The sequence below is a fragment of the Pseudomonas sp. LS.1a genome, assembly GCF_022533585.1.
Classification (GTDB): domain Bacteria; phylum Pseudomonadota; class Gammaproteobacteria; order Pseudomonadales; family Pseudomonadaceae; genus Aquipseudomonas.
The window spans coordinates 60,500-85,219 of record NZ_CP092827.1 but is presented as its reverse complement, the minus strand read 5'-3'; the positions used below and the strand labels follow the sequence as shown (position 1 = coordinate 85,219).

Here is a 24,720-nt window from a genome sequence, read left to right as displayed (position 1 = left end):
TACAGTATAACGTGCTCCCCGATGACCGTGCTTGCCGCGAGTCAGCGGCTGCCGGCTATGCCTGCTCGACGCGATTGCGCCCCAACTCCTTGGCCCGGTACAGCGCCGCATCGGCGCGCTTGAGCACCTGGTCACCGCGCTCACCGGAACGGAATGCACCCAGGCCGATGGACGTGGTGATCACTACCCGTTCGCCCTTGAAGTGGAACGGGCATGCCTCGACCGTGGCCCGCAGCACCTCGGCTATCTGGGCGGCGTCGGCCGGCGAGGTTTGCGGTAGCAGCAGGACAAACTCCTCGCCGCCAAAGCGGGCGATGAAATCACGGCCGCGCAGGCGCTTGCGCAACTGGTCGGCGACGATCTTCAAAACCTTGTCCCCGGCCAGGTGCCCATAGCTGTCGTTGATACGCTTGAAATGGTCCAGGTCGAGGATCGCCATCGCCAGATGACCGCCGTGCGCCTGCCATTCGAGTATTTCGCGCTCGACCCGCTCGCTCCAGGCCGCACGGTTGGGCAGGCCGGTAAGGGGGTCGAGCAGGGCTTTCTGGCGCTGCTCTTCCAGGTGCTCGCGGTAGCCGAGCGCCTCCTGCTCCATGCTCGCCACCCGCTCCGACAGCCCTTGCAGCCGTCCGGCCAGCTCCTGCTCGCGGCGATCGCGCTCGTGCTTGTGCTCGTCCATGGTCACCAGCAGGCCTTCCAGACGGTTTTCCAGAATGTGCTTGAGGCTGTCCACATCGGCGGCACCTTGCACACTGCTCTGCAGCCCATCGACGTGCTCACGCAGCTGGGTATCCAGCTCGCGGGCGGCCGAGCTGTTATCGGCATGGCCGGCGCTGGCCTCGTGCAGGTGGCTCTGAAAACCTTCCAGGCGTTCGTTGAGCTGCTGCAGGTAGGTTTCAAATTCGTGCTGGCCGCTGTCGGTGATCGCCAGCATGAGCACAGCCAGGTCATCCAGCACCGGGATCAGCTCATACCAGTTCAGGCCGCGGGCGACCCGCTCGCGCATGTTCAGTGCCTGGGCCTTGTGCCGCTCCGGCAGGCTGAGGTCATCGAGCAGGCCGATCAGGGTTTGCTCGATGTGCGCAGCAACCTGGCTGTAGGGCGGCTCTACCGCGTAAGGCAGGGCATAAGGGCCGTCTTCACCGAAGGTTTCTTCCAGTGTTTGTACCGGTTGTGCTTTAGCCGGTGCCTCACTGGCGGCAACTTCCGGGGCTGGCACGTCGTCCGGTAGCGGCTGCGGCAGCGGGGCTGGCGACAGTTCGGCCGTTTCGATCAACGCGGGGCCAGCAACCTCCAGCTCGGGCTTGGGCGTTACCGGGGCCTCGACAACAGAGGCTGGAAAGGCTGGTAGCCGCTGTAGCGCATCCACATCGTCGGCATCGACACTGCCCGGTGCTGCCAAGGGCTGCGCCTCGGCAACAGGCGACGCCAGCGGCGCAAGCGCTGGCTCGCCTTGCACGTCATCCTCGCGGCTGCCGAACAAACGCTGCAAGAACCCCGGCCGGGCATCTTCCCCCGATTTGCCCAAGGCTGACAGCGCGCGGCCCTGCAAGCCGCTCAATTCACCCAGCAACGGTGGCAGGTCGCGTGACTGGGCCACGCCGCCGTCGAGCTTCTTCGCCAGTTTTTTCAACGGCCGCGAGACATCGTTTGGCAGCGGCAGGCCTTGCAGTTGACCGACCAGCGCGATCAGCGCATCGCTGACCTGGTTCATGCGGGTTTCCCGGCGCTGTTCGGAGTCCAGCACCGCCTTCTCAAGACGCGGAATCAGCCCGGCAAGGCCGGCGTCCATGTTGTCGCTGCGGATGACCTCGCGCATTTCCTTCATGCACTGGTCCACCACCTTGTCACTGCCTTCGGCAGCCAAGGTGCTGCGTACCAGGCCGCGGCGCAGCAGGTCGAGACGGGCGTCCCAACGGCGCTCGAGCTTTTCCTGCTGCTCGATGCTTTTAAGGTATTTCTCTTTCCAGCGCTCAGCGTCTTCAGTCATGCCCGGGTCCGCAAACGGTGATGGCAATTAGCTCAGGACCGGCAGCGTATCCACAGTCAATGCATCAGGCAATCGAATCTCGACAGCAACGGGAAGGTGGTCGGAAATTGGCTGCGCCAGCACCTCGACACGCTCCAGCGTGAGGCTTGGGCTGAGCAGGATGTGGTCCAGGCAACGCTGTGGGCGCCAGCTGGGGAAGGTGGCTTCGACTTGCGGGGCAATCAGGCCCAGGTCGCGCAGCGGCGAGTGCTCCAGCAGGTCGGTGGCATGGGTATTCATGTCGCCCATCAGCACCTGGTGGCGGTAGCCACCAATCAGCTCGCGGATGTAGCCCAGCTGCAGGGCGCGGGTCTTGGCGCCGAGGGCCAGGTGCATCATCACCACGATCAGCGCATCTTCACCCTCGCCAAAACGCACCAGGATCGCACCACGCCCAGCTGGGCCGGGCAGCGGGTGGTCTTCGAGCAGCTGCGGCTTCAGGCGGCTGAGCACGCCATTGCTGTGCTGGGCAAAACGCCCAAGGTTGCGGTTGAGTTGCTGGTACCAGTAGGGGAAGGCGCCCAGGTGGGCCAGGTGCTCGACCTGGTTGACGTAGCCCGAGCGCAGGCTGCCGCCATCGGCCTCCTGCAAGGCCACCAGGTCGAAGTCGCCCAGCAGTTGGCCAATCTTCTGCAGGTTGCCGGCACGACCGTTGTGCGGCAGCAGGTGCTGCCAGCTGCGGGTCAGGTAATGCCGGTAGCGCTCGGTGCTGATGCCCACCTGGATGTTGAAACTGAGCAGCCGCAGGCGACCATCCTCCGGCAGGCCCGGGGCCTGCAGGTGATGTTCGTTGACCTGCGGCTGGTGCAAGCCAATGCCACGCGCGGTTCTGAAGCGGCGCATGGGTTACGCCGCTTACTTAGCGGCGCGCTCCTTGGCGATCAGCTGGTCGGCAACGTTCAGTACGCCTTCCGGCCCGCCGGCGGTACCCAGGTCGAAGCGGTATTTGCCGTTGACCACCATGCTCGGTACGCCGGTGATCTCGTACTTCTTCGCCAGCTCCTTGGCCTGGTTGACCTGGCCTTTGATGGCGAACGAGTTGAAGGTGGCGAGGAACTTGTCCTTGTCCACGCCCTGGGTGGCGAGGAAGTCGGCCATGTCCTGCGGGTCGGTCAGGCGCTTGCGCTGGTTCTGGATGGCATCGAACACCGCGGCGTGCACCTTGTGCTCGACGCCCATGGCTTCCAGGGTCAGGAACATCTGGCCGTGGGCGTCCCACGCGCCACCGAACATGGCCGGTACGCGCTTGAAGTTGACGTCCTTGGGCAGCTTTTCAACCCATGGGTTGATGGTTGGCTCGAAGTGGTAGCAGTGTGGGCAGCCGTACCAGAACAGCTCAACCACTTCGATCTTGCCAGGCACGGAAACTTGAACAGGGTTGCTCAGCTCGAGGTATTCCTTGCCGGCAACAGGCTCGGCGGCCTGGACGGCAGTCATACCGAATACGCTGGCAGCGACCAGCGCGGCGCTGAGAATCAGTTTACGCATGCTTTACTCCTGGGCAGTCATTGTCGCCACGACGCGACCTGTACTGAGACAGGCCGGGAAGGGGCCGAGTTCTGTAGTGTAACGGCTGCGGACGGAAAAAAGGGCGGTCCGGCCGCCCTTTCATCATTGGCCTACAACATTAACTGAAAGTTAATGCGCCGCCTGTAATGGCCTCAGTGCAGGCCCTGGATGTAACTGGCCAACGCCTCGATGTCGTGGTTGCTCAGCTTGCCGGCGATGGTGCGCATGGTCATGGCATCGCCATCGTTGGTGCGGTTGCCTTCGCGGAAGTCGGTGAGCTGCTTGGTCACATACTGCGCGTGCTGCCCGCCCAGGTGCGGGAAGCCGGCCAGGGCGATGCCGGCGCCGTTCGGCGAGTGGCAGCCGGTGCAGGCGGGCATGCCTTTTTCCAGGTCGCCGCCGTTGAATAGCGCCCGGCCACGTTCGACCAGCTTGGGATCGGCCGCGCCCACGCTGCCTTTCTGGCTGGAGAAGTAGGCGGCGATATCGGCCAGGTCCTGGTCGCTGAATGCGGCCAGCATGCCGGTCATCTCCAGCACGGTACGCTTGCCCGACTTGATATCGTGCAGTTGTTTTTCGAGGTAGCGCTGGCCTTGGCCGGCCAGTTTCGGGAAGTTCGGTGCCAGGCTGTTGCCGTCGGGGTTGTGGCAGGCGCCACAGACGGCCGTCTTGGCCTGGCCGGCGGCGGCATCGCCTTTGACGGGTTGCGCAGCAGTGGCCGCACCTGCGACACCCAGGGTCAACAGCAGACTCACGACTAGTTTGTTCATCAGCTAATCCAACACGGCTAAGGGTGAAATGTTATGTATCGGGACTGCCACTCATCCAAAGGATGACCAAACGGTAGTCCTCGGCACTGCAGTCCATGCACAATCCACGCGGCGGCATAGCCTTGAAACCCTGGGTCACGTGCTTCACCAGTACATCCATGCCTTGCGCCAGCCGTGGCTCCCATGCTGCCCGGTCACCCTGCCTGGGTGCCTGTGGCAACTGCCCGGTGTGACAGGCCGCACACGTGCGGTTGTACAACACCTCGGGATCCTGTGTAGCCTGTGCGCTGAAAACCGGCAGGAACATACCGACAGCAAGCAGCCATTTCGCCATGCGGAACGACCTTCAGGGTTGGGGGCCGCGCTGCGTTCTGTTGCGCGAGCTATTGTTCGACACCCCATGCCCGTTCTCCTTCGCCGGGAGAATGAGCACACAAAAACTGGGGCATTATATACTTCCGCCATCCAAACGGAAACGACACCGCTTGCCAGGCTCGGGCCCAAAGAGTCAGGCAACACCCACATCGGATATCCCATGCAAGTCAAGAACCCCATCCTCGGCCTCTGCCAGAAAGCCAAATTCGCCCTCAGCGCTGCCAAGGTCGAACAATGCCCGGACGACCAGGGTTACGAGGTGGCTTTCGCCGGCCGCTCCAACGCCGGCAAATCCAGCGCCCTCAATACCCTGACTCATGCCAGCCTGGCGCGCACCTCGAAAACCCCCGGGCGCACCCAGCTGTTGAATTTCTTCAGTCTGGACGATGAACGGCGTTTGGTCGACCTGCCTGGCTACGGTTATGCAAAAGTCCCGATTCCGCTCAAGCAGCACTGGCAGAAACACCTGGAAGCCTACCTGGGTAGCCGGGAGTGCCTGCGTGGCGTGATCCTGATGATGGATGTGCGCCACCCGATGACCGACTTCGACAAGATGATGCTCGATTGGGCCAAGGCCAGCAGCATGCCGATGCACATCCTGCTGACCAAGGCCGACAAGCTGACCCACGGCGCAGGCAAGAACACCCTGCTCAAGGTGCAATCGGAAATCCGCAAGGGCTGGGGCGATGGCGTGACCATCCAGCTGTTCTCGGCGCCCAAGCGCCTGGGCGTGGAAGAGGCCTACCGGGTGCTGGCGGACTGGATGGAGCTGGAAGACAAGCCAGTCATTTGAAGGTTTGCTGAACCTGTGGGAGCGGGCATGCCCGCGAAGAATCCAGCGCGGAGCATGGCCTGGGCTTCGCCCAGGTTCGCGGGCGCGCCCGCTCCCACAGTGTTCCTTCACCATACTCAAGGCAAATTCCGGGCAAAAAAAACCCCGGACTTCGTATGGGGAGGGAGAAGTTCGGGGTCCAAGTCCGGACCGCTAGGGCGGGGTCCAGATATCTGCCAACACTTAACACAACATAGGAGCATCGAAAGGCTTCACCAGCCATTCAGTTACTCTGAGTTCCGCTTCACCGGTTAAGTTCCAAAGCCCTGAAAACTATTTGCGATAGTTTCATGAAACCTCAGCACCACTGGCACTGAGCGGAGCCAGGACCCGCGTCCCATGTCACGGATCCTGCCCAGCTTTCCCCGCTCGATCAGTGAGCTTCGTCCCAGTTCGCACCAATTCCTGCCTCGACCAGCAGCGGCACATCCAGCTGCGCAGCCCGGCTCATGTGCTGGCGAATTTCATCTTTCACCTGCGCCACCAGGTCCTCGCGCACTTCCAGCACCAGTTCATCGTGTACCTGCAGGATCACCCGGGCATCCAGCCCGCTCTCGGTCAGCCAGTTATCCACATTGACCATGGCCCGCTTGATGATGTCAGCCGCCGTGCCCTGCATCGGCGCGTTGATCGCCGTGCGCTCGGCGCCTTTGCGCAGGGCCGGGTTCTTGGCATTGATATCCGGCAGGTACAGGCGGCGGCCAAACAGGGTTTCGACAAAGCCTTGCTCCGCCGCCTGGGCGCGAGTGCGCTCCATGTAGGCCAGCACGCCCGGGTAGCGAGCAAAATAGCGGTCAATGTAGTCCTGCGACTGCTTGCGGTCGACGCCGATCTGCTTGGCCAGGCCAAAGGCGCTCATGCCGTAGATCAGGCCGAAGTTGATGGCCTTGGCGCTACGGCGCTGGTCAGTGGTGACGTCGGCCAACGCCACGCCGAACACTTCCGCCGCCGTGGCACGGTGCACGTCCAGGTCATTGCGGAACGCATGCAGCAACCCTTCGTCCTTGGCCAGGTGGGCCATGATGCGCAACTCGATCTGCGAGTAGTCCGCCGCCAGCAGCTTGTAGCCCGGGCTGGCAATGAAGGCCTGACGGATGCGCCGGCCTTCGGCAGTACGGATCGGGATGTTCTGCAGGTTCGGATCGCTCGACGACAGCCGGCCGGTGGCCGCCACCGCCTGCTGGTAGGAGGTGTGGATACGCCCGGTGCGCGGGTTGATCTGCCCCGGCAGCTTGTCGGTGTAGGTGCTCTTGAGCTTGCTCAGGCTGCGGTACTGCATCAGTACCTCCGGCAACGGGTAGCCTTGCTCGGCCAGTTCGTCGAGCACCGCTTCTGCCGTGGATGGCTGGCCCTTGGTGGTCTTGCTCAGCACCGGCATGCCCAGCTTGTCGTAGAGGATCGCGCCCAGCTGCTTGGGCGAGCCAAGGTTGAACTCCTCTCCGGCCAGCTCATAGGCACGCTGCTCCAGCTCGGCCATCTTCACCCCCAGCTCACCGCTCTGCACCTGCAGCAGCGCGGCATCGACCAGCGCCCCTTGGCGCTCGATCTTGGCCAGCACCGGCACCAGCGGCATCTCGATGTCCATCAGCACCGGCTGCACGCTCGGCGTCTGCGCCAGGCGCGCCTGTAGCGCGTGGTGCAGGCGCAGGGTGATGTCGGCGTCTTCGGCGGCGTAGGGGCCGGCCTTGTCCAGGTGGATCTGGTTGAACGTCAGCTGCTTGGCGCCCTTGCCGGCGATGTCCTCGAAGGCGATGGTGGTGTGGTCGAGGTACTTCTGCGCCAGGCTGTCCATGTCGTGACGGGTGGCGGTGGAGTTCAGCACGTACGACTCGAGCATGGTGTCGTAGGCCACGCCGCGCATTTCGATGGCGGGGGAGCCGTTGGCGAGGATGTTGATGTCGTACTTGGCGTTCTGCCCGACCTTGGCCTTGGCCGGGTCTTCCAGCAGTGGCTTCAGCGCCAGCAGTACGGCGGCGCGGTCCAGTTGAACCGGCGCCCCTTCATAGTCATGGGCCAGCGGCACATAGGCCGCTTCATGGGGATCGACAGAGAACGACAGGCCGACCAGCTGCGCCTGTTGGGCGTCCAGGCCGGTGGTCTCGGTGTCGAAGGCGAACAGTGGCGCCTGGCGCAGCTTCTCCAGCCAGAAGTCGAAACGGGCCTGGTCGAGGATGGTTTCGTACCTGGGCTCGACCTTGGCCGCCGGCTCCGCGACCGGCGCGATGTCGTCACCGGCCTTGGCCGCGTCGCGCTGTACCTCGGCGACCCAGCTCTTGAACTCCATCTCGGTGTACAGCGCCAGCAACGCTTCACGGTCCGGCTCGCCGCACACCAGGGCATCTACTTCGATGTCCAGGGGCACATCGACCTTGATGGTAGCCAGCTCATAGGACAGGAACGCCGCGTCGCGGTGCTCCTCCAGCTTGGCCGGCAGGGTCTTGGCACCACGAATGGCCAGCGTCGGGACCTTGTCCAGGTTGGCGTACAGGTCACTGAGGCCGCCGCCGATGCCGGTCAGCAGGCCGACTGCGGTTTTTTCGCCCACACCCGGTACGCCGGGGATGTTGTCGACCTTGTCGCCCATCAGTGCCAGGAAGTCGATGATGTGTTCCGGGCCGACGCCAAATTTCTCGTGCACGCCGGCCACGTCCAGCACGCTTCCGGTCATGGTGTTGACCAAGGTAATGTGCCCGTCCACCAGCTGCGCCATGTCCTTGTCACCGGTCGAGATGATGACCGGCCGGCCCAGGGCCGCACTGCTGCGCGCCAGGGTGCCGATCACGTCGTCGGCCTCGACCCCTTCGACGCACAGCAGCGGGTAGCCCAGCGCCTTGACGCTGGCATGCAGCGGCTCGATCTGCACCCGCAGGTCGTCCGGCATGCTCGGGCGGTTAGCCTTGTATTCGGCGAACATGGCATCGCGGAAGGTACCGCCCTTGGCATCGAACACCACCGCGAACAGGCTGTCGGGGTATTGCTTGCGCAGGCTCTTGAGCATGTTCAGCACCCCCTTCACCGCGCCGGTCGGCATGCCCCTGGAGGTGGTCAGCGGCGGCAGCGCGTGAAAGGCGCGGTACAGGTAGGAGGAACCGTCCACCAGGACGAGGGGCGCTTGGCTCATGAGCAGAATCAACCTTTTCGACGGGTCCGGCGCTAGAATAGCCAGAATCATTGACGACAAAGGGACAAGGTTATCATGCGTACACTCAATCGCCTGTTACTGCTCGGTCTGTTGGCAACCATGCCAGTCGTCACCCTGGCGGCGGACGACGCCCCCTCGGCCGATCCCGAGGTGACCATTCGCACGGAAGGCGACAAAACCATCCAGGAGTACCGGCAGAACGGGTTCCTGTATGCGATCAAGATCACGCCGAAAAACGGCAAGCCTTATTTCCTGGTACGCGCCGATGGCTCTGATGGCAATTTCATTCGATCCGACCAGCCGGACATGCTGATTCCGTCCTGGAAGATCTTCGAGTGGTAATCTGACGCGCACCGTTCACATCAACCCGGCACTTCCCGGCGGAAGTGCCCGTATGGGCAAATTTTCATCATGTCAGTTTTCACCCCCGTGACCCGGCCTGAGCTGGAAACCTTTCTGGCGCCGTACGCGCTGGGTCGTCTGCTCGATTTCCAGGGCATCGCCGCCGGCACCGAGAACAGCAATTTCTTCGTCAGCCTCGAACAGGGGGAGTTCGTCCTGACGCTGATCGAGCGCGGGCCCAGCGAGGACATGCCGTTCTTCATCGAACTGCTCGACACCCTGCACGCTGCCGACATGCCAGTGCCCTACGCGATACGTGACCGCGACGGCAACGGCCTGCGCGAGCTGTGCGGCAAGCCGGCGCTGCTGCAGCCACGGCTGTCGGGCAAGCACATCAAGGCACCGAACGCCCAGCACTGCGCACAGGTTGGCGAACTGCTGGCGCACATTCACCTGGCCACCCGCGAGCACATCATCGAGCGCCGCACCGACCGCGGCCTGGACTGGATGCTGGCCTCGGGTGCCGAGCTGCTGCCGCGCCTTACCGCCGAGCAAGCCACGCTGCTGCAGCCGGCGCTGGATGAAATCAGCGCGCACAAGGCACAGATCCTTGCCCTGCCACGGGCCAACCTGCATGCCGACCTGTTCCGCGACAACGTGATGTTCGAAGGCACCCATCTGACCGGTGTGATCGACTTCTACAACGCCTGTTCCGGGCCGATGCTGTATGACATCGCCATCACCGTGAACGACTGGTGCCTGGATGAACACGGCGCGATCGATGTGCCGCGCGCCCAGGCACTGCTGGCGGCCTATGCGGCGCTGCGGCCGTTTACCGCGGCCGAGGCCGAGCTGTGGCCGGAGATGCTGCGCGTGGGTTGCGTGCGCTTCTGGCTGTCGCGCCTGATTGCGGCGGAATCGTTTGCCGGGATGGATGTGATGATCCATGACCCGAGCGAGTTCGAAGTGCGCCTGGCGCAGCGCCAGCAGGTGGCTTTGCACCTGCCCTTCGCCCTCTAGAGCGTGTCTGCTTCTTCGCGGGTAAACCCGCTCCCACAGGTACGGTGACAGGCGTGAGGCTGGCGCTATCCCTGTGGGAGCGGGTTTACCCGCGAAGAGGCCGGCACAGGCTTACAGCTGCTCCAGGCACCCAGCCAGGTCGCCACCCAGCTTCTCCAGCAAGCGCTCATAGCCCTTGCCATCCACCGGGTCGGTACCGCCCAGGGCATCCAGCTCGGCCAGGCGCACCGGCAGCCCTGCTGTCAGGGTCTCGGCCAGTCGCGGCCGCAGTGGCGGTTCGCTGAACACACAGGTCTTGCCTACTTCCTGCAGGCGCTTGCGCATGGCTGCCACGTGCTGCGCACCCGGTTGCACCTCGGACGCCACGCTGAACACCCCGGTGTGCTTCAGGCCATACTCCGCCTCGAAATAGTCGAACGCTTCGTGGAACACGAAGTACGGCTTGCCGGAAATCCCGGCCACCCGCGCCTTGATCCGCCCATCCAGTGCGTCCAGGCGTTCGTCGAAGGCCTTCAGGTTGCTCTGGTAGCGCGCCGCATTGGCCGGGTCGACCTGCGCCAGGTCAGCCGCCATTTTCGCCGCGATTACCCGCGCGTTGACCGACGATAGCCACAGATGCGCGTCCAGGCTGCCCGGGCGGTGGTCGTGGTCATGGTCGTCGTGGTCTTCTTCCTCATGGGAATGGCTGTCCTCGCCAAAGTGGCGCAGCTTCATGCCCGGCAGCGACTGCACGGCCACCGTGGGTTTGCTGCGATTGCCCAGTACCCGCGGCAGGAAGCCTTCCATGTCCGGGCCGATCCAGTACAGCAGGTCGGCATCACCCACTCGCCGAACGTCAGACGGGCGCAGTGCATAGTGATGCGGCGAAGCGCCCGGCGGCAGCAATACCTCCGGGCTGCCAACACCGTCCTGCACGGCGGCGGCAATCTGCTGCAGGGGTTTGATGCTGGTCAGCACGCGTACGTCGGCCTGGGCGGAAAATGCGATGAAAGCGACAAAAAGGACTAGGAATCGGGACACGGTGAATACTCGAGTCGTCAGAAACAGGTAACATAATAACGTCTCCATCCAGAACCGTCGCTGCCCATGTCCATCACGCCGCTGGCCAACCGTCCTCACGATCACTCCCATTGCGTACACAGCGCACTGGCTGAAGCCGACGCCTTGTGCACCCGCCAGGGCTTGCGCCTGACCGCGCTGCGTCGTCGAGTGCTGGAACTGGTGTGGCAAAGCCACAAGCCGCTGGGCGCCTACGACATCCTCGCCGTGCTCAGTGAGCAGGACGGCCGCCGCGCCGCGCCACCCACGGTATACCGCGCCCTGGACTTCCTGCTGGAAAACGGCCTGGTGCACCGCATCGCCTCGCTCAACGCCTTCATCGGCTGCAGCCACCCGGAACACCTGCACCAGGGCCAGTTCCTGATCTGCCGGGCCTGCCATGTGGCCATCGAGCTGGAACAGGAGAGCATCAGCGAAGCCATCATCAGCAGCGCCAAGGGCGTGGGCTTCACGGTCGAGACCCAGACGGTGGAAGTGGTCGGCCTGTGCAGCAATTGCCGGAGCGCGGCATGAGCGATGCACTGATCCGCCTGGAGCAGGTCGGCGTCACCTTCGGCGGCGAGGCGGTGCTCGACAGCATCGACCTGTCGGTCGCACCCGGCCAGATCGTCACCCTGATCGGCCCGAACGGGGCGGGCAAGACCACCCTGGTGCGCGCCGTGCTCGGTCTGCTCAAGCCGCACCGCGGCAAGGTATGGCGCAAGCCGAAACTGCGCATTGGCTACATGCCGCAAAAGATCCAGGTCGATACCACGCTGCCGCTGTCGGTGCTGCGCTTCCTGCGCCTGGTGCCCGGTGTAGACCGTGCGGCAGCCCTGGCGGCGTTGCAGGAAGTAGGCGCCGAACAGGTCATCGACAGCCCGATCCAGACCATTTCCGGCGGTGAGATGCAGCGCGTGCTGCTGGCCCGCGCGCTGCTGCGCGAACCCCAGCTGCTGGTGCTCGACGAGCCGGTGCAAGGCGTTGACGTGGTCGGCCAGACTGAGCTGTACAACCTCATTACCCGCCTGCGCGACCGCCACGGTTGCGGCGTGCTGATGGTTTCCCACGACCTGCACCTGGTGATGAGCGCCACCGACCAGGTGGTGTGCCTGAACCGCCACGTGTGCTGCTCGGGCCACCCCGAGCAGGTCAGCGGCGACCCGGCATTCGTCGAGCTGTTCGGCCAGACCGCAGCACCGAGCCTGGCCATCTACCATCACCATCACGACCACAGCCACGACCTGCACGGCTCGGTGGTCGCCCCTGGCACCCATGTTCACGGAGCGCACTGCAAGCATGGCTGATTTTCTTCTCTACGCCCTGCTTGCCGGTTTGTCCCTGGCGCTGGTGGCCGGCCCACTGGGCTCCTTCGTGGTGTGGCGGCGCATGGCCTACTTTGGCGACACCCTGTCCCACGCCGCGCTGCTCGGCGTGGCCCTGGGCTTTGCCCTGGACGTCAGCCCGGCGCTGGCGGTAACCGTGGGCTGCCTGTTGCTGGCGATCTTGCTGGTGACCTTGCAACAACGCCAACCGCTGGCCTCCGACACCCTGCTCGGCATCCTCGCCCCCAGCACCTTGTCGCTGGGCCTGGTGGTGCTGAGCTTCATGCACGATGTGCGCATCGACCTGATGGCCTACCTGTTCGGCGACCTGCTGGCCATCAGCACCACCGACCTGGGCTGGATCCTCGGCGGCAGCGCGCTGGTCCTGCTGCTGCTCGCTGCGCTGTGGCGGCCTTTGCTGGCAGTCACCGTGCACGAGGAGCTGGCCATGGTCGAAGGCCTGCCGGTGGCCGGCCTGCGCATGGCGCTGATGCTGCTGATCGCGGTGGTGATTGCCGTGGCCATGAAGATCGTCGGCGTGTTGCTGATCACCTCATTGCTGATCATCCCCGCGGCTGCGGCGCAGCGTCACGCCCGCTCTCCCGAGCAGATGGCCCTGGGCGCCAGCCTGCTGGGCGTGACCGCGGTATGCGGCGGCCTGGCCATGTCCTGGTTCAAGGACACCCCCGCCGGCCCGTCGATCGTGGTCTGCGCGGCAGTGCTATTCTTGCTGAGCCTGGCCCTGCCCAAACGCTGAAAAACAGGGCGCGTGAAGGCGCGCCCTGCAACCTTTTCGCACGTAAAGGGTCTGTAAGACTTGTTTTCGAGCGTGCGCACCTGGGTGTAGACTTGCTCGCTTTTTGCGCAAATAGAGAGTCGCAGGAATGAAGCCGTTCGCCTTCCGTTATCTGCTTGTTGCCGCGTTTTCCCTGTTCCTGGTCGCGTGTTCCAGCGCGCCGGTCGAACAGGCCACCGCACCTGCCCAAGCCGATGCCTGGCAGCAGTTGCAACAGAACATTGCCAGCAACGAGCTGGCCACCGCCGAGGACCAGCTGGCAGCCCTGCAAGCCCAGGCGCCCGATGACGCGCGCCTGGTGCAATACCAGCGCCAGCTCGCCGAAGCCTACCTGCAACGCAGCCAGATCTTCCTGCAAAAGGGTGATGTGAATGCTGCCGCCACCGCCCTGGCCCGTGCCCGCGCGCTGATGCCGCAGGCCCCGGCGGTGACCGGTGGCGATGCCGTGACCCAGGCGCGCAAGGCCGAGCTGGAGAAGGCGGAAGCGGCGTTGAAAGCGGCCGAGGCCAAGCCCAAGGCGCGCATCATCGACCCGTCCGCACCGAGCACCGTGGTGGCCTTGAAGACCACCGACAGCCGCGCCATGCGCCGCCAGCTGGATGACATTGCCGCCGATGTGGTGAGCTACCAGTGCGACGTGGTGTTCCAGGTGCCGCGCACCGAGGATGCGCCTTGGCTGAAGACCTTGCTGGAGAAGCGCGTGCGCAAGATCGACAGCAGGTTCGAGTTGAAGCAGAAGCACGAGATCCAGCGGTCGCTGCCGGCGCAGGTGGTTCTGGTTCCGCATCAGCGTTAAGAATCTGGGGGCGCTGCGCGCCCCTTTCGCGACACAAGGCCGCTCCTGCAAGGGAATGCGATCTCCTGCAGGAGCGGCCTTGTGTCGCGATGGGCTGCAAAGCAGCCCCTTAGGCCGGCACAGCCTCCGCAGCCGCCTCCCGCTCCCACACTCGATGCCCTTCTACCGCTTTGACGAAGGCATCCACGGTCTTCTGCTCATCTCCCAGCAGCAACCCCTTGTCTTCTTTCAGCCCCAAGCTGCCCAAAAGCTCTTTGGTCAACACCATCGCCTTCAGGTGCTTGTAGCCCTCCAGCAGAAAATGCTTGGCCAAACCGCTGGCCGCCAGGGCATCGGTCGAAGCCTTGCCCCCAGGCACGACAATCCCGTCAAACATGATCGAGGGCATCCCTTCCATGGAAGCATCCACCGGTAGTTGCTTGCCGTCCGCAGCCTTCACCGGTGCTGAGGTCGGCCCAAGGAGCAATGGTCGGGCACTGTGTGCTTCCAGGGCTTTGACCAGCTTGTCCACGCTGCCAACGTCTACGCCATCTGTCACCAGTACGGCGATCTTGCGGCCCTTGATGCCAACCGAGCCCGGGTGGTTCATCTGGCTCAGGGCAGGCGACTGCGCAAGCTGGCTACCCTTCACTTGCACCGTGCCTGCACTCGGCGCAGGCAAGCCGAGGTTGGCAGCCACCGCAGCCGCCAGCTTCAAGTCGATATTGGCAAGAATTTCATTCACTTCCCGAGCACGAATCGTCTCACGTTCCACTTTGCCCAGCTCAAAGCTGTAGGCCTTGATGATGTGCTGCTGCTCGGTCGGGCTCATGCTCTGGAAGAACAGCCGCGCCTGCGAGAAGTGGTCACCGAACGACTCGCTGCGCTGGCGGATCTTGTGCGCATCGATGCGTTCCTGAAAGCTCTCGAAACCACCATCCTGTGCGGCAGGTGGGGTTTCCTTTGGCCAGCCGCCATCGATGGAGTTTGGTTCGTAAGAAGCGCGCCCCTTGTGCACCACATGCTGATGCAGGGCGTCGCGCTGGTTGTTGTGATTGGGAGCGACGGGGCGGTTGACCGGGATCTGATGGAAGTTGGGCCCACCCAGGCGGCTAAGCTGGGTGTCGGTGTAGGAGAACAGCCGCCCCTGCAGCAACGGGTCGTTGGTAAAGTCGATGCCCGGTACGATATGGGCCGGGCAGAACGCCACCTGTTCCACTTCGGCGAAAAAGTTGTCCGGGTTGCGGTTCAGGACCATCTTGCCCAATGGTTCAACCGGCACCAACTCTTCCGGGATTATCTTGGTCGGGTCCAGCAGGTCGAAGTCGAACTTGTGCTCGTCCGCTTCCGGCACGATCTGTACGCCCAGTTCCCATTCCGGGTAATCGCCGGTCTCGATAGCCTCCCACAAATCGCGTCGCTGGAAATCAGCGTCCTTGCCGGCCAGCTTCTGTGCTTCGTCCCATAGCAGGGAATGCACGCCCTGGCGCGGTTTCCAGTGGAACTTGACGAAACTGGCCACACCCTGGGCATTTATCAGGCGGAAGGTATGCACCCCGAAACCTTCCATCATCCGCAAGCTGCGCGGGATCGCACGGTCCGACATTGCCCACATGACCATATGGGCAGACTCCGGGACCAGCGAGACGAAATCCCAAAAGGTGTCATGGGCCGAGGCACCGGTCGGGATCTCGTTGTGCGGCTCCGGCTTTACTGCGTGGACAAAATCCGGGAATTTGATTGCATCCTGAATGAAGAACACCGGCATATTGTTGCCCACCAGATCGAAGTTGCCTTCGTCGGTGTAAAACTTGACCGCAAAACCCCGCACGTCGCGCACGGTATCGGCTGAGCCACGCGGGCCTTGCACCGTGGAAAATCGCACGAAAACGGGCGTGATTTTCTCCGGGTCCTGCAGGAAGCCAGCCTTGGTCAGCTCGGCGTGGTTGCCATAGCTCTGGAAATAGCCATGCGCTCCCGTCCCTCGCGCATGCACGATGCGCTCCGGGATGCGCTCGTGGTCAAAGTGCGTGATCTTCTCGCGCATGATGAAATCTTCGAGCAGCGAGGGGCCTCGGTCACCGGCCTTCAGCGTGTTCTGGTTGTCGGCGATGCGCACCCCCTGATTGGTACGCAACGCACGGCCTGTGGCATCGCTGCGGTCAGCCTCCAGGCTTTGCAACTTGGCGTTGGTATTGGCCCGGTCCGGGGTCTGGGTGCCGGCGGCCTCGCTGTGCTTTGGCGCGTCCGTGTTCTTGCTGGGCATGGTCGGCTCTCCTCATCAGTCTACAGGCGTGCCCGTTCGGGCTTGTTCAGGTAGTGACCGGAGCGCTTTGCCGAGCGTTCAATCAGAATTACCGGTTGTCGCGATATGCCCGAAGGATTGGTGCATTACGAAATAAATGCTAAGAACAGCTATGGGAAAAGGCTAAAATGCGCGACCCCAGCTAACCGCTGACCCAAATTCCATGCGCCCCACAAGGTTCGCTACGTGATCGAGTTCCAACAGGTACACAAGACCTACCGCGTCGCCGGTAGGGAAATCCCCGCACTGAATCCGACCAGCCTGACCATCGAAGATGGCCAGGTGTTCGGCCTGATCGGCCATTCCGGCGCCGGCAAGAGCACCATGCTGCGCCTGATCAACCGCCTGGAAGAGCCCTCCGGCGGCAAGATCATCGTCGATGGCGAAGACGTTACCGCGTTCAACGCCAGCCAGCTGCGCGGCTTCCGCCAGCAGGTCGGGATGATTTTCCAGCACTTCAACCTGCTGGCCTCCAAGACCGTCGCCGACAACGTCGCCCTGCCACTGACCCTGGCCGGCGAGCTGTCGCGCAGCGAAATCGACAAGCGCGTGACCGAGTTGCTGGCCCGTGTCGGCCTTTCCGACCATGCCAGAAAGTACCCGGCGCAGCTGTCTGGCGGCCAGAAGCAGCGCGTCGGCATCGCCCGCGCCCTGTCCACCAACCCGAAGATCCTGCTGTGCGACGAGGCCACCAGCGCCCTCGACCCGCAAACCACGGCCTCGGTCCTGCAATTGCTGGCCGAAATCAACCGTGAGCTGAAACTGACCATCGTGCTGATCACCCACGAAATGGACGTGATCCGCCGGGTCTGCGACCGCGTGGCAGTGATGGACGCGGGCCAGATCGTCGAACAAGGCTCGGTAGCCGAGGTGTTCCTGCACCCGCAGCACCCCACCACCAAGCGCTTCGTCCAGGAAGACGAGCAGGTCGACGAAGGCGAGCAGCGTGACGACTTCGCCCACGTACCAGGCCGTATCGTGCGCCTGACCTTCCAGGGCGACGCCACCTACGCGCCGCTGCTGGGCACCGTGGCCCGCGAAACCGGTGTGGACTACAGCATCCTCGCCGGGCGTATCGACCGCATCAAGGATGTCCCCTATGGCCAGCTCACCCTCGCCCTGATCGGCGGTGACATGGAAGCGGCGTTCGCCCGCTTCAAGGCAGCTGACGTACATATGGAGGTACTGCGTTGATGGACGCCCTGAATTTCTTCGCCAACGTCGACTGGGCCGAAATCTGGCTGGCCAGCGTCGATACCATGATCATGCTGTTCGGCTCGCTGTTCTTCACCGTGCTGCTGGGCCTGCCCCTGGGCGTGCTGCTGTTCCTCTGCGGGCCGCGGCAGATGTTCGAGCAAAAGGGCGTCTACGCGCTGCTGTCGCTGATCGTCAACGTCCTGCGCTCGCTGCCGTTCATCATCCTGCTGATCGTGATGATCCCGATCACCGTGCTGATCACCGGCACTTCGCTGGGCGTCGCCGGCGCCATTCCGCCGTTGGTGGTAGGTGCCACACCGTTCTTCGCGCGCCTGGTGGAAACCGCCCTGCGTGAAGTGGACCGCGGCATTATCGAAGCCACCCAGTCGATGGGCGCCACCACCCGCCAGATCATCACCAACGCGCTGCTGCCAGAGGCCCGCCCGGGCATCTTCGCGGCCATTACCGTAACCGCCATCACCCTGGTGTCGTACACCGCCATGGCCGGTGTGGTCGGTGCCGGCGGCCTGGGTGACCTGGCCATCCGCTTCGGCTACCAGCGTTTCCAGACCGACGTGATGGTCGTCACCGTGGTGCTGTTGCTGGTACTGGTTCAAGTCCTGCAGAGCGTGGGCGACAAACTGGTCGTGCATTTTTCCCGTAAGTAACCCCCGTTCGGGGGCCGTCGCGGCCCTCACAAGGAGTGATCAATGAAGAAGCTGCTTGCTGTTGTCGCCGCTGTCGCGGCCTTCTCGGCCCACGCCGAATCGCTGACTGTCGCCGCCACCCCGGTGCCGCACGCCGAAATCCTCAACTTCGTCAAACCTGCACTGGCGAAAGAGGGCGTGGAGCTGAAGGTCAAGGAATTCACCGACTACATCCAGCCGAACGTGCAGGTTGCCGAAAAGCGCCTGGACGCCAACTTCTTCCAGCACCAGCCGTACCTGGATGAGTTCAACAAGGCCAAGGGCACCAACCTGGTGAGCGTGGCTGGCGTGCACATCGAGCCGCTGGGCGTGTACTCGACCAAGATCAAGAAGCTGGACGAGCTGTCCTCCGGCGCCACCGTGGTCATACCCAACGACGCCACCAACGGCGGCCGCGCGCTGCTGCTGCTGGACAAGGCCGGCGTGATCAAGCTCAAGGACAACAAGAACATCCTGGCCACCGTGAAGGATGTTGCCGAGAACCCGAAAAGCCTGAAGTTCCGTGAGCTGGAAGCAGCCACCATTCCACGCGTGCTGACCCAGGTCGATGCAGCCCTGATCAACACCAACTACGCGCTGGAAGCCAAGCTGAACCCGGAGAAAGACGCCCTGGTCATCGAAGGCAGCGACTCGCCTTACGTGAACATCCTGGTTGCCCGCCCGGACAACAAGGACTCGGACGCGATGAAGAAGCTGGCCGCTGCACTGCACTCGCCTGAGGTGAAGCAGTTCATCGTCGAGAAGTACAAAGGCGCTGTGGTGCCGGCGTTCTAAGCCGTCACATCGCGCTGGACTCTTCGCGGGTAAACCCGCTCCCACAGGGATAGCGCAAGGCTCACGGCCTACGCTGTACCTGTGGGAGCGGGTTTACCCGCGCAGCTTTTGGGGTTAACTCAATCCCGCTTCACAAGCCCGGGCAACTGCGCCACCAGCTTCTGGTTGTTGAACGGCGCCCGAATGAACCCGCGCTGACGCCCGTCCGGCCCCACAACCGCCAGGTTGCCGCTGTGATCCACGGTATACCCGGGCTTGCTGGTATCGGCCGGAATGAACGGAATGCTCAAGGCATTGGCCAGCTTCTGGGTATCCTCGATCGACCCCACCACCCCGACGAAATCCTTGTCGAAATAACCCAGGTACTGCTTCAGCTGGTTCGGCGTGTCGCGGTTCGGGTCTACGCTCACCAGCACCACCTGCAGCCGGTCGATGGCCTCCTTGGGCAACTCGCTCTTCACCTGGCGCAGCTGGGCCAGGGTGGTCGGGCAGATGTCCGGGCAGTAGGTATAACCGAAGAACAGCAGCGACCATTTGCCCTTCAGGTCATCCAGCTGCACCGGCTGGCCGTCCTGGTTGGTCATGGTCACGTCAGCCACGGTACGGCTCTGCGGCAGCAGGATGATGCCGGCATCGATCAGCTCGGTGGGGTTGGGCTGGTCGCGGCCATTGAGCACCTTGTTGACGGTCAGGCCCAGGATCAACGCGACCAGGGCAACGAGGATGAAGACGGTTTTCTGGGTTCGGGTCATAGGTTCAGCAACAGGTAGTGGTCGAGGAGCAACGCGATGAACAGCGCGAACAGGTACCCGATAGAGTACTTGAAGGTGCCGATCGCCGCGTGCGGCCGGCTGCCACGGTACAACACCCAGGCCCATTGCAGGAAGCGCAGGCCCAGCACCATGGCGCAGGCCAGGTACAGCGGGCCGCTCATGTGGATGGCGTAGGGCAGCAGGCTCACCGCCAGCAATACCAGGGTGTACAGCAGGATATGCAGCTTGGTGTAGCGCTCGCCGTGGGTCACCGGCAGCATAGGGATATCGGCCTTGGCGTATTCCTCCTTGCGGTGAATGGCCAAGGCCCAGAAGTGTGGCGGGGTCCAGGCGAAGATGATCAGCACCAGCAGCAGGGGCTCGGCGCTGACATGGCCACTGACCGCCACCCAGCCCAGCAACGGCGGGGCGGCACCGGCCAGACCACCGATGACGATATTCTGCGGCGTGGCACGCTTGAGAAAGCCGGTATAGAGCACCGCATAGCCGAGCAATGAGGCCAGCGTCAGCCAGGCGGTGAGGGAGTTGGTGAACACCAGCAGCAGGGCCATGCCCAGCAGCGCCAGCGCCAAGGCGAACAGCAGCGCCGGCAGCGGCTCGACCCGGCCTTGGGCCAGGGGCCGCTTGTGGGTACGCGCCATCAGTGCGTCGATGCGTCGGTCCACCACATGGTTGACCACCGCCGCGCCGCCTGCACACAAGCCAATGCCCAGGTTGCCGAACAGCAGCACGCTCCAGCTGACACCTGCACGGGTGGCCAGGAACATGCCCGCCAGCGAGGTGATCAGCATCAGCACCACCACCTTGGGCTTGGTCAGCTCCAGGTAATCACGCCAGCTGGCCCGCCGTGCGCTCAGAAGCGTCGCCACGAATCATTCCTCATGTGGTGGGAGATACCCACGCCAGCCACAGGCCGCAGGCGCCAGCCATGGCCGACACCCACGCGAACCTTGTCGACCACGCGGATGCGGTAGTTCACCAGCACCATGCTCAGCAACAACAGCGCCCCACCCGCGTTGTGTGCCACGGCCACGGCCAGCGGCAGGTGCAGCAGCACATTGCTGATGCCCAGGCCGACTTGCACCAGCAGCGCCAGCAGCACCAGCCGCGCCAGGCCAGGGAGGCCGCAGCGGTGCAGCTTCCAGCTGAGCATCAGCAGCACGCAGGTCACCAGCAATGCACCCAGGCGGTGGCTGATGTGGATGGCCGTGCGCGCATCACTGTCCAGCTGCCCGCCCAGGTAGTTGGGCCCGACGTGCTGGGTCAGGTGAAAACCGTTGCTGAAGTCCGCCGCCGGCCACCACTGGCCGTGGCAGGTGGGCAGGTCGATGCAGGCGACGGCCGCGTAGTTGGCACTGACCCAGCCGCCCAGGGCGATCTGGCCGATCACCACCAGCAAGGCCAGCGCGGCGATCCGGCGCAGGCTCAATGGCAGCTTGGGCAAGGGTGCAAAGGCCCGGGACAGACGCAGGGACAACAGGAACAACAGGCTCAGGGTAGTGAAGCCACCGAGTAGATGCGCGGTGACCACCTGCGGCCACAGCTTGAGGGTGACCGTCCACATGCCGAAGGCGGCCTGGGCCAGCACCACGCCCAGCAACAGCAAGGGCAGGCGATAAGGCTGGCCATCGCGGGCATGCCGGCGCAGCGCCTGCACGGCGAGCAGGGCTATGACCATCGCCAGGGTGCCGGCAAAGTAGCGGTGGACCATCTCGGCCCAGCCCTTGGCAGCTTCCACCGGGTGCTCGGGGAAATGCAGCTCGGCATGGGCCAGCTGCGCTTCGCTCTTGGGCACGCTGATGAAGCCGTAGCAACCCGGCCAGTCAGGGCAGCCGAGGCCGGCGTGGGTCAGGCGGGTATAGGCACCGAGCAGGACGACCAGCAGTGCCAGCAGGGTGGCGAACACAGCAAGGCGGAATCCGGGTCTGGCCATGGCAGGCTCCTAGCCAATGTTGGACAGCTTGAGCAGGTGGCGCAGGTCGTCCAGCACATGCTTGCCGTTGACCTTGGCGTCGTAGCGCAGCACCAGGTTGCCGTGCGGGTCGACGATCCACAGCTGCGGGCCGGCCTCACCGACCTGCTGCAGGTAGCGTTGCGCATCCAGCGGGTAGCGTTGCAGCTGCGGATACTCACGGCCAATCAGCGCCTGGTAGTCGGCGCTCAGCGGCTGGGCGGTCGCCAGCGCATGGCTGGCACGGCTGGCATCGCGGCCCAGACCAACCTGGATCTGCCGGGCCAGGTACACCAGGCGCTGGCAGTCCTCGGCACACACCTCGGGCGCGCTCACCAGCAGCTGCCAGTGCTCGTCCTGGCCTGCCACGCCGAGATCGGCGCGGCTTTCACCGTTGCCGATCATGGCGCCGTGGTAGCTGCGGCCTTCCGGCACCCAGAACTTGAGCTTGTACATGCTGGTGGCCAGGACCATCGGCCCGAGCACCACCAGCAGGATCAGGACAAGCTGCAAACGCCCGCGGGCTCTGGGTTTGCTACGTTCAGGCACTTCCAGTGGAGTGGCGGTGGCCATGGGGTTTCTCCTTGTTGTGGTGCCAGCCGAAGTAGAGGTAGAGCAGTACCAAAGTGGTTGCCAGGGCGAACCATTGCACGGCGTAGCCCAGGTGTTTTTCCGGGCCCATGGCAACGACCGGCCAGTCCAGGCGATAGGTCGCCGGGCCGGGCTCCAGGCGCAGCTCATGGGCGAAGCCTTCGCGATCGAGCTGTTGCCATAGCTGGGCGGCATCCACGGCGGTCAGCAGGTGCGGCCACTGGCCGCCTGCAGGGTCGGGATGCAACTGGAATGTGCTGCCAGGCGCGACATATACCGAGGCATCCAGCGCCAACGCCTGGGCAGGGGTATCGAAATGCACAGGCACGCGGCGATCCGGCCAGGGTAGCCAGCCGCGGTTGACCAACAGCCACTGGCCGCTAGCCTGGTCGTGGAAGGGTTGCAGCAGCTCGACACCGGCCTGGCCATCGCGCATGCGGTTGTCCAGCAACAGGCTGTGCCCGGCGTCGAAGCGGCCATGGAGATGCACGCGGCGGAAGGCATTGTCCTGGTTCGCGGTCAGCTGGGCCGTGGCCAAGGGCGCTTCGATCCGCCGCTCGGCATAGGCGGCCAGCAGCACGCGCTTTTCCTCGGCACGGCCGAGTTGCCAGCAGCCAAGCGCGATCAACCCCGGCAGCAGCGCAAGCACCATCAGGGTTGGTACCCAGCCCGGACGAAACGGCCTCATCGGAGCCTCGCCGGGCCGATCGCTATACTTATCCACATCACCGCATCCCCCCGGAGTATCGCCATGCTCAAGGCCGCGATTGTCCTGATGCTGTTGGCCACGATTGCCAGCCTGTTCAGTGGCCTGGTGTTTCTGGTCAAGGACGATGAAAACTCGACCCGTTTGCTGAAAGCGCTGACCGTGCGGGTGACCCTGGCGGCCCTGACCATCGGCCTGGTGGCCTGGGGCTTCATCAGCGGTCAGCTCGTCTCGCACGCCCCCTTCTGAAGTTCTCACCTACCCCTGTGGGAGCGGGTTCTTTATTCACAACACATAGACAAAGATGAACAACCCCACCCACACCACATCGACGAAATGCCAGTACCAACTGGCCGCCTCGAAACCAAAGTGTTTCTCCGGGTTGAAATGCCCGCGCAAGATGCGCACGAACATCACGATCAGGATGATCGTGCCCAAGGTAACGTGGGCGCCGTGGAAGCCGGTTAGCATGAAGAACGTCGCGCCATAGATCCCCGACCCCAGGGTCAACCCCAGCTTGGTATAGGCCTCGTGGTACTCGTAGGCCTGCAACGCGATGAAGCTGGCGCCCAGGATGATGGTCAGCGCCATCCAGAATTTCAGCGGGCCACGGTGGTCACGGCGCAGGGCATGGTGGGCGATGGTGATGGTCACGCTGGAACTGACCAGCAAGATGGTGTTGATCAGCGGCAGGTGCCACGGGTCGATCACTTCCTTGGGCGGCGGGAACAGTTTCGGGTCGGGCGTGTGCAGCAGCGGCCAGGTGAATTCGAAGGTCGGCCACAACATGTGCGCAACACCCTTGGCCCCTTCACCGCCAAGCCACGGCCCGGCCAGCACGCGCACGTAGAACAGCGCACCGAAGAAGGCCAGGAAGAACATCACCTCGGAGAAGATGAACCAGCTCATGCCCCAGCGGAACGAGCGGTCCAGCTGCGGGCTGTACAGCCCCGCGCGGCTCTCCCGTACCACCGAACCGAACCAGCCGAACAGCATGTAGGCCAGGAACAACGCGCCGATGAAGAAGATCAGCGGCCCGTGCGACTCGGGGTGGCCAGCCTTCATGTCGTTGAACCAGGTACCCAGGCCGAACACCGTGATGAACATGCCGATGGTGGCGATGATCGGCCACTTGCTCTGCGCCGGGACGTAGTAGTGCTCATGACTTGCCATTGCTGTTCTCCTTCCCTTAACGGGCGCCCTGGACGTCCTGGGCCGCGACATGCGCGACCGGCGGGTGGCGAGCGGTGATGTCGAACAAGGTGTAGGCCAGTGTCAGGTGCTTCACGCTGGCCGGCAGGTCGCGGTCGACGATGAAGCGCACCGGCATCTCGATGCGTTCGCCGGGCTGCAGCACCTGCTGGGTAAAGCAGAAGCACTCGGTCTTGTGGAAGTACGCCGCGGCCTCGGCCGGGGTGATGCTGGGGATGGCTTGCGCACTCATCGGCCGGTCGGTCGGGTTGTGAGCGATGAAGATCATCTGGTTCACCGCCCCCGGGTTGACCTCCAACTGATCGGCGGTGGAGTAGAAGTCCCAGACCATGTCGCTGGCATTGGTCGACATGAACTGCACCCGCACCGACCGCGTGGGGTCGCTGGTCTGGCTGCCTTCATACTGCCCACCGGTCTTGCCGTTGATGCCGAAGGCCTTGCACATCACGTCATAGATAGGCACCAGGGCAAAGCCGAAGGCGAACATCACCACCGTCAGCATCAGCAGGCGCAACACCAGGCGCTTCAGCGAAAGGCCGTTCATGGCACGG

The 24,720-nt window shown here is 63.8% G+C and carries 25 protein-coding genes and 1 pseudogene; 11 read left to right on the top strand and 15 right to left on the bottom strand.

The annotated features are described in order from the left end of the window. Window positions 1-55: 55 nt before the first annotated feature. From MKK04_RS00415 to MKK04_RS00395, 5 genes and pseudogenes are all read right to left on the bottom strand, one after another. On the bottom strand, window positions 56-1,990 hold the full coding sequence (locus tag MKK04_RS00415; protein ID WP_241106141.1) for a diguanylate cyclase: 1,935 nt from the start codon (window positions 1,988-1,990) through the stop codon (window positions 56-58). A 27-nt stretch (window positions 1,991-2,017) separates the two neighbouring features. Continuing rightward, window positions 2,018-2,850 (bottom strand): annotated as a pseudogene (locus tag MKK04_RS00410) (endonuclease/exonuclease/phosphatase family protein). Window positions 2,851-2,884: 34 nt separating this feature from the next. Further along, on the bottom strand, window positions 2,885-3,517 hold the full coding sequence (dsbA, locus tag MKK04_RS00405; protein ID WP_063912372.1) for a thiol:disulfide interchange protein DsbA: 633 nt from the start codon (window positions 3,515-3,517) through the stop codon (window positions 2,885-2,887). A 173-nt stretch (window positions 3,518-3,690) separates the two neighbouring features. Beyond that, on the bottom strand, window positions 3,691-4,308 hold the full coding sequence (locus MKK04_RS00400) for a c-type cytochrome (protein WP_003256951.1): 618 nt from the start codon (window positions 4,306-4,308) through the stop codon (window positions 3,691-3,693). 31 nt (window positions 4,309-4,339) lie between these two features. Further along, entirely contained in the window at window positions 4,340-4,642 is a 303-nt protein-coding gene (locus MKK04_RS00395) for a c-type cytochrome (protein ID WP_016484276.1), read from the bottom strand. Between the two features lie 201 nt (window positions 4,643-4,843). Between MKK04_RS00395 and yihA the strand changes: the two genes are divergently transcribed. Next, on the top strand, window positions 4,844-5,476 hold the full coding sequence (yihA, locus tag MKK04_RS00390; protein ID WP_085665602.1) for a ribosome biogenesis GTP-binding protein YihA/YsxC: 633 nt from the start codon (window positions 4,844-4,846) through the stop codon (window positions 5,474-5,476). Between the two features lie 412 nt (window positions 5,477-5,888). On the opposite strand, the gene polA is transcribed toward yihA, so the two are convergent. Beyond that, on the bottom strand, window positions 5,889-8,636 hold the full coding sequence (gene polA, locus MKK04_RS00385) for a DNA polymerase I (RefSeq protein WP_233688232.1): 2,748 nt from the start codon (window positions 8,634-8,636) through the stop codon (window positions 5,889-5,891). Between the two features lie 75 nt (window positions 8,637-8,711). Here polA and MKK04_RS00380 point away from each other — a divergent pair, with 75 nt between their 5' ends. Both MKK04_RS00380 and MKK04_RS00375 read left to right on the top strand, forming a co-directional pair. Further along, on the top strand, window positions 8,712-8,999 hold the full coding sequence (locus tag MKK04_RS00380; RefSeq protein ID WP_013970316.1) for a DUF2782 domain-containing protein: 288 nt from the start codon (window positions 8,712-8,714) through the stop codon (window positions 8,997-8,999). A gap of 69 nt (window positions 9,000-9,068) precedes the next feature. Further along, on the top strand, window positions 9,069-10,019 hold the full coding sequence (locus MKK04_RS00375) for a homoserine kinase (RefSeq protein ID WP_063912369.1): 951 nt from the start codon (window positions 9,069-9,071) through the stop codon (window positions 10,017-10,019). A gap of 111 nt (window positions 10,020-10,130) precedes the next feature. On the opposite strand, the gene MKK04_RS00370 is transcribed toward MKK04_RS00375, so the two are convergent. Then, the gene (locus MKK04_RS00370; RefSeq protein ID WP_241106140.1) at window positions 10,131-11,087 is read right to left on the bottom strand and encodes a zinc ABC transporter substrate-binding protein; all 957 of its coding nucleotides are present in this window, start codon (window positions 11,085-11,087) and stop codon (window positions 10,131-10,133) included. 18 nt (window positions 11,088-11,105) lie between these two features. Here MKK04_RS00370 and zur point away from each other — a divergent pair, with 18 nt between their 5' ends. The 4 genes from zur (at window position 11,106) to MKK04_RS00350 (ending at window position 13,974) form a co-directional block, all read left to right on the top strand. Then, a complete protein-coding gene (gene zur / locus MKK04_RS00365) occupies window positions 11,106-11,591 on the top strand; it encodes a zinc uptake transcriptional repressor Zur (protein ID WP_207831503.1) in 486 nt (161 codons plus the stop codon). Then, window positions 11,588-12,364 carry a zinc ABC transporter ATP-binding protein ZnuC gene (znuC, locus tag MKK04_RS00360; RefSeq protein ID WP_241106139.1) on the top strand — a complete coding sequence of 259 codons (777 nt, stop codon included), beginning with the start codon at window positions 11,588-11,590 and terminating at the stop codon, window positions 12,362-12,364. Before zur ends, znuC begins: the two co-directional genes overlap by 4 nt. Next, window positions 12,357-13,139, top strand: a complete 783-nt coding sequence (znuB, locus tag MKK04_RS00355) for a zinc ABC transporter permease subunit ZnuB (RefSeq protein WP_207831499.1) — start codon at window positions 12,357-12,359, stop codon at window positions 13,137-13,139. Before znuC ends, znuB begins: the two co-directional genes overlap by 8 nt. A 127-nt stretch (window positions 13,140-13,266) precedes the next feature. Then, window positions 13,267-13,974 (top strand): PA5502 family lipoprotein, encoded by a 708-nt coding sequence (locus MKK04_RS00350; protein ID WP_241106138.1) that lies wholly within the window; start codon window positions 13,267-13,269, stop codon window positions 13,972-13,974. Between the two features lie 109 nt (window positions 13,975-14,083). On the opposite strand, the gene katE is transcribed toward MKK04_RS00350, so the two are convergent. After that, entirely contained in the window at window positions 14,084-16,219 is a 2,136-nt protein-coding gene (gene katE / locus MKK04_RS00345; RefSeq protein WP_241106137.1) for a catalase HPII, read from the bottom strand. Window positions 16,220-16,444: 225 nt separating this feature from the next. Here katE and MKK04_RS00340 point away from each other — a divergent pair, with 225 nt between their 5' ends. The 3 genes from MKK04_RS00340 to MKK04_RS00330 are packed head-to-tail and all read left to right on the top strand — an operon-like array spanning window position 16,445 to window position 18,936. Then, entirely contained in the window at window positions 16,445-17,452 is a 1,008-nt protein-coding gene (locus tag MKK04_RS00340; protein ID WP_003256960.1) for a methionine ABC transporter ATP-binding protein, read from the top strand. After that, the gene (locus MKK04_RS00335) at window positions 17,452-18,123 is read left to right on the top strand and encodes a methionine ABC transporter permease (protein ID WP_063912363.1); all 672 of its coding nucleotides are present in this window, start codon (window positions 17,452-17,454) and stop codon (window positions 18,121-18,123) included. The genes MKK04_RS00340 and MKK04_RS00335 overlap by 1 nt, the downstream gene beginning before the upstream one ends. A 42-nt stretch (window positions 18,124-18,165) precedes the next feature. Beyond that, a complete protein-coding gene (locus tag MKK04_RS00330) occupies window positions 18,166-18,936 on the top strand; it encodes a MetQ/NlpA family ABC transporter substrate-binding protein (RefSeq protein WP_063912362.1) in 771 nt (256 codons plus the stop codon). A 119-nt stretch (window positions 18,937-19,055) separates the two neighbouring features. Here the strand turns inward: MKK04_RS00330 and MKK04_RS00325 are convergent, their stop codons facing one another. From MKK04_RS00325 to MKK04_RS00305, 5 genes are read right to left on the bottom strand one after another with little or no spacing between them, the layout of a single operon-like run. Next, a complete protein-coding gene (locus tag MKK04_RS00325; protein WP_207831493.1) occupies window positions 19,056-19,688 on the bottom strand; it encodes an SCO family protein in 633 nt (210 codons plus the stop codon). Then, on the bottom strand, window positions 19,685-20,578 hold the full coding sequence (gene cyoE / locus MKK04_RS00320) for a heme o synthase (RefSeq protein ID WP_241106136.1): 894 nt from the start codon (window positions 20,576-20,578) through the stop codon (window positions 19,685-19,687). Before cyoE ends, MKK04_RS00325 begins: the two co-directional genes overlap by 4 nt. Continuing rightward, window positions 20,563-21,642, bottom strand: coding sequence for a COX15/CtaA family protein (locus MKK04_RS00315; RefSeq protein WP_233693987.1), 1,080 nt, complete (start codon window positions 21,640-21,642; stop codon window positions 20,563-20,565). Before MKK04_RS00315 ends, cyoE begins: the two co-directional genes overlap by 16 nt. 9 nt (window positions 21,643-21,651) lie before the next feature. After that, window positions 21,652-22,233: a hypothetical protein gene (locus MKK04_RS00310; RefSeq protein ID WP_063912358.1), complete on the bottom strand. Its 582-nt coding sequence runs from the start codon at window positions 22,231-22,233 to the stop codon at window positions 21,652-21,654. Continuing rightward, the gene (locus tag MKK04_RS00305; RefSeq protein WP_241106135.1) at window positions 22,202-22,939 is read right to left on the bottom strand and encodes an SURF1 family protein; all 738 of its coding nucleotides are present in this window, start codon (window positions 22,937-22,939) and stop codon (window positions 22,202-22,204) included. The genes MKK04_RS00310 and MKK04_RS00305 overlap by 32 nt, the downstream gene beginning before the upstream one ends. Before the next feature lie 63 nt (window positions 22,940-23,002). Between MKK04_RS00305 and MKK04_RS00300 the strand changes: the two genes are divergently transcribed. After that, window positions 23,003-23,206, top strand: coding sequence for a twin transmembrane helix small protein (locus MKK04_RS00300; protein ID WP_003258925.1), 204 nt, complete (start codon window positions 23,003-23,005; stop codon window positions 23,204-23,206). 36 nt (window positions 23,207-23,242) lie between these two features. Here MKK04_RS00300 and MKK04_RS00295 read toward each other — a convergent pair whose 3' ends face one another. Further along, window positions 23,243-24,130, bottom strand: coding sequence for a cytochrome c oxidase subunit 3 (locus tag MKK04_RS00295; RefSeq protein ID WP_087501037.1), 888 nt, complete (start codon window positions 24,128-24,130; stop codon window positions 23,243-23,245). 16 nt (window positions 24,131-24,146) lie between these two features. Further along, window positions 24,147-24,713 (bottom strand): cytochrome c oxidase assembly protein, encoded by a 567-nt coding sequence (locus MKK04_RS00290; protein ID WP_241106134.1) that lies wholly within the window; start codon window positions 24,711-24,713, stop codon window positions 24,147-24,149. Window positions 24,714-24,720 lie beyond the last annotated feature (7 nt).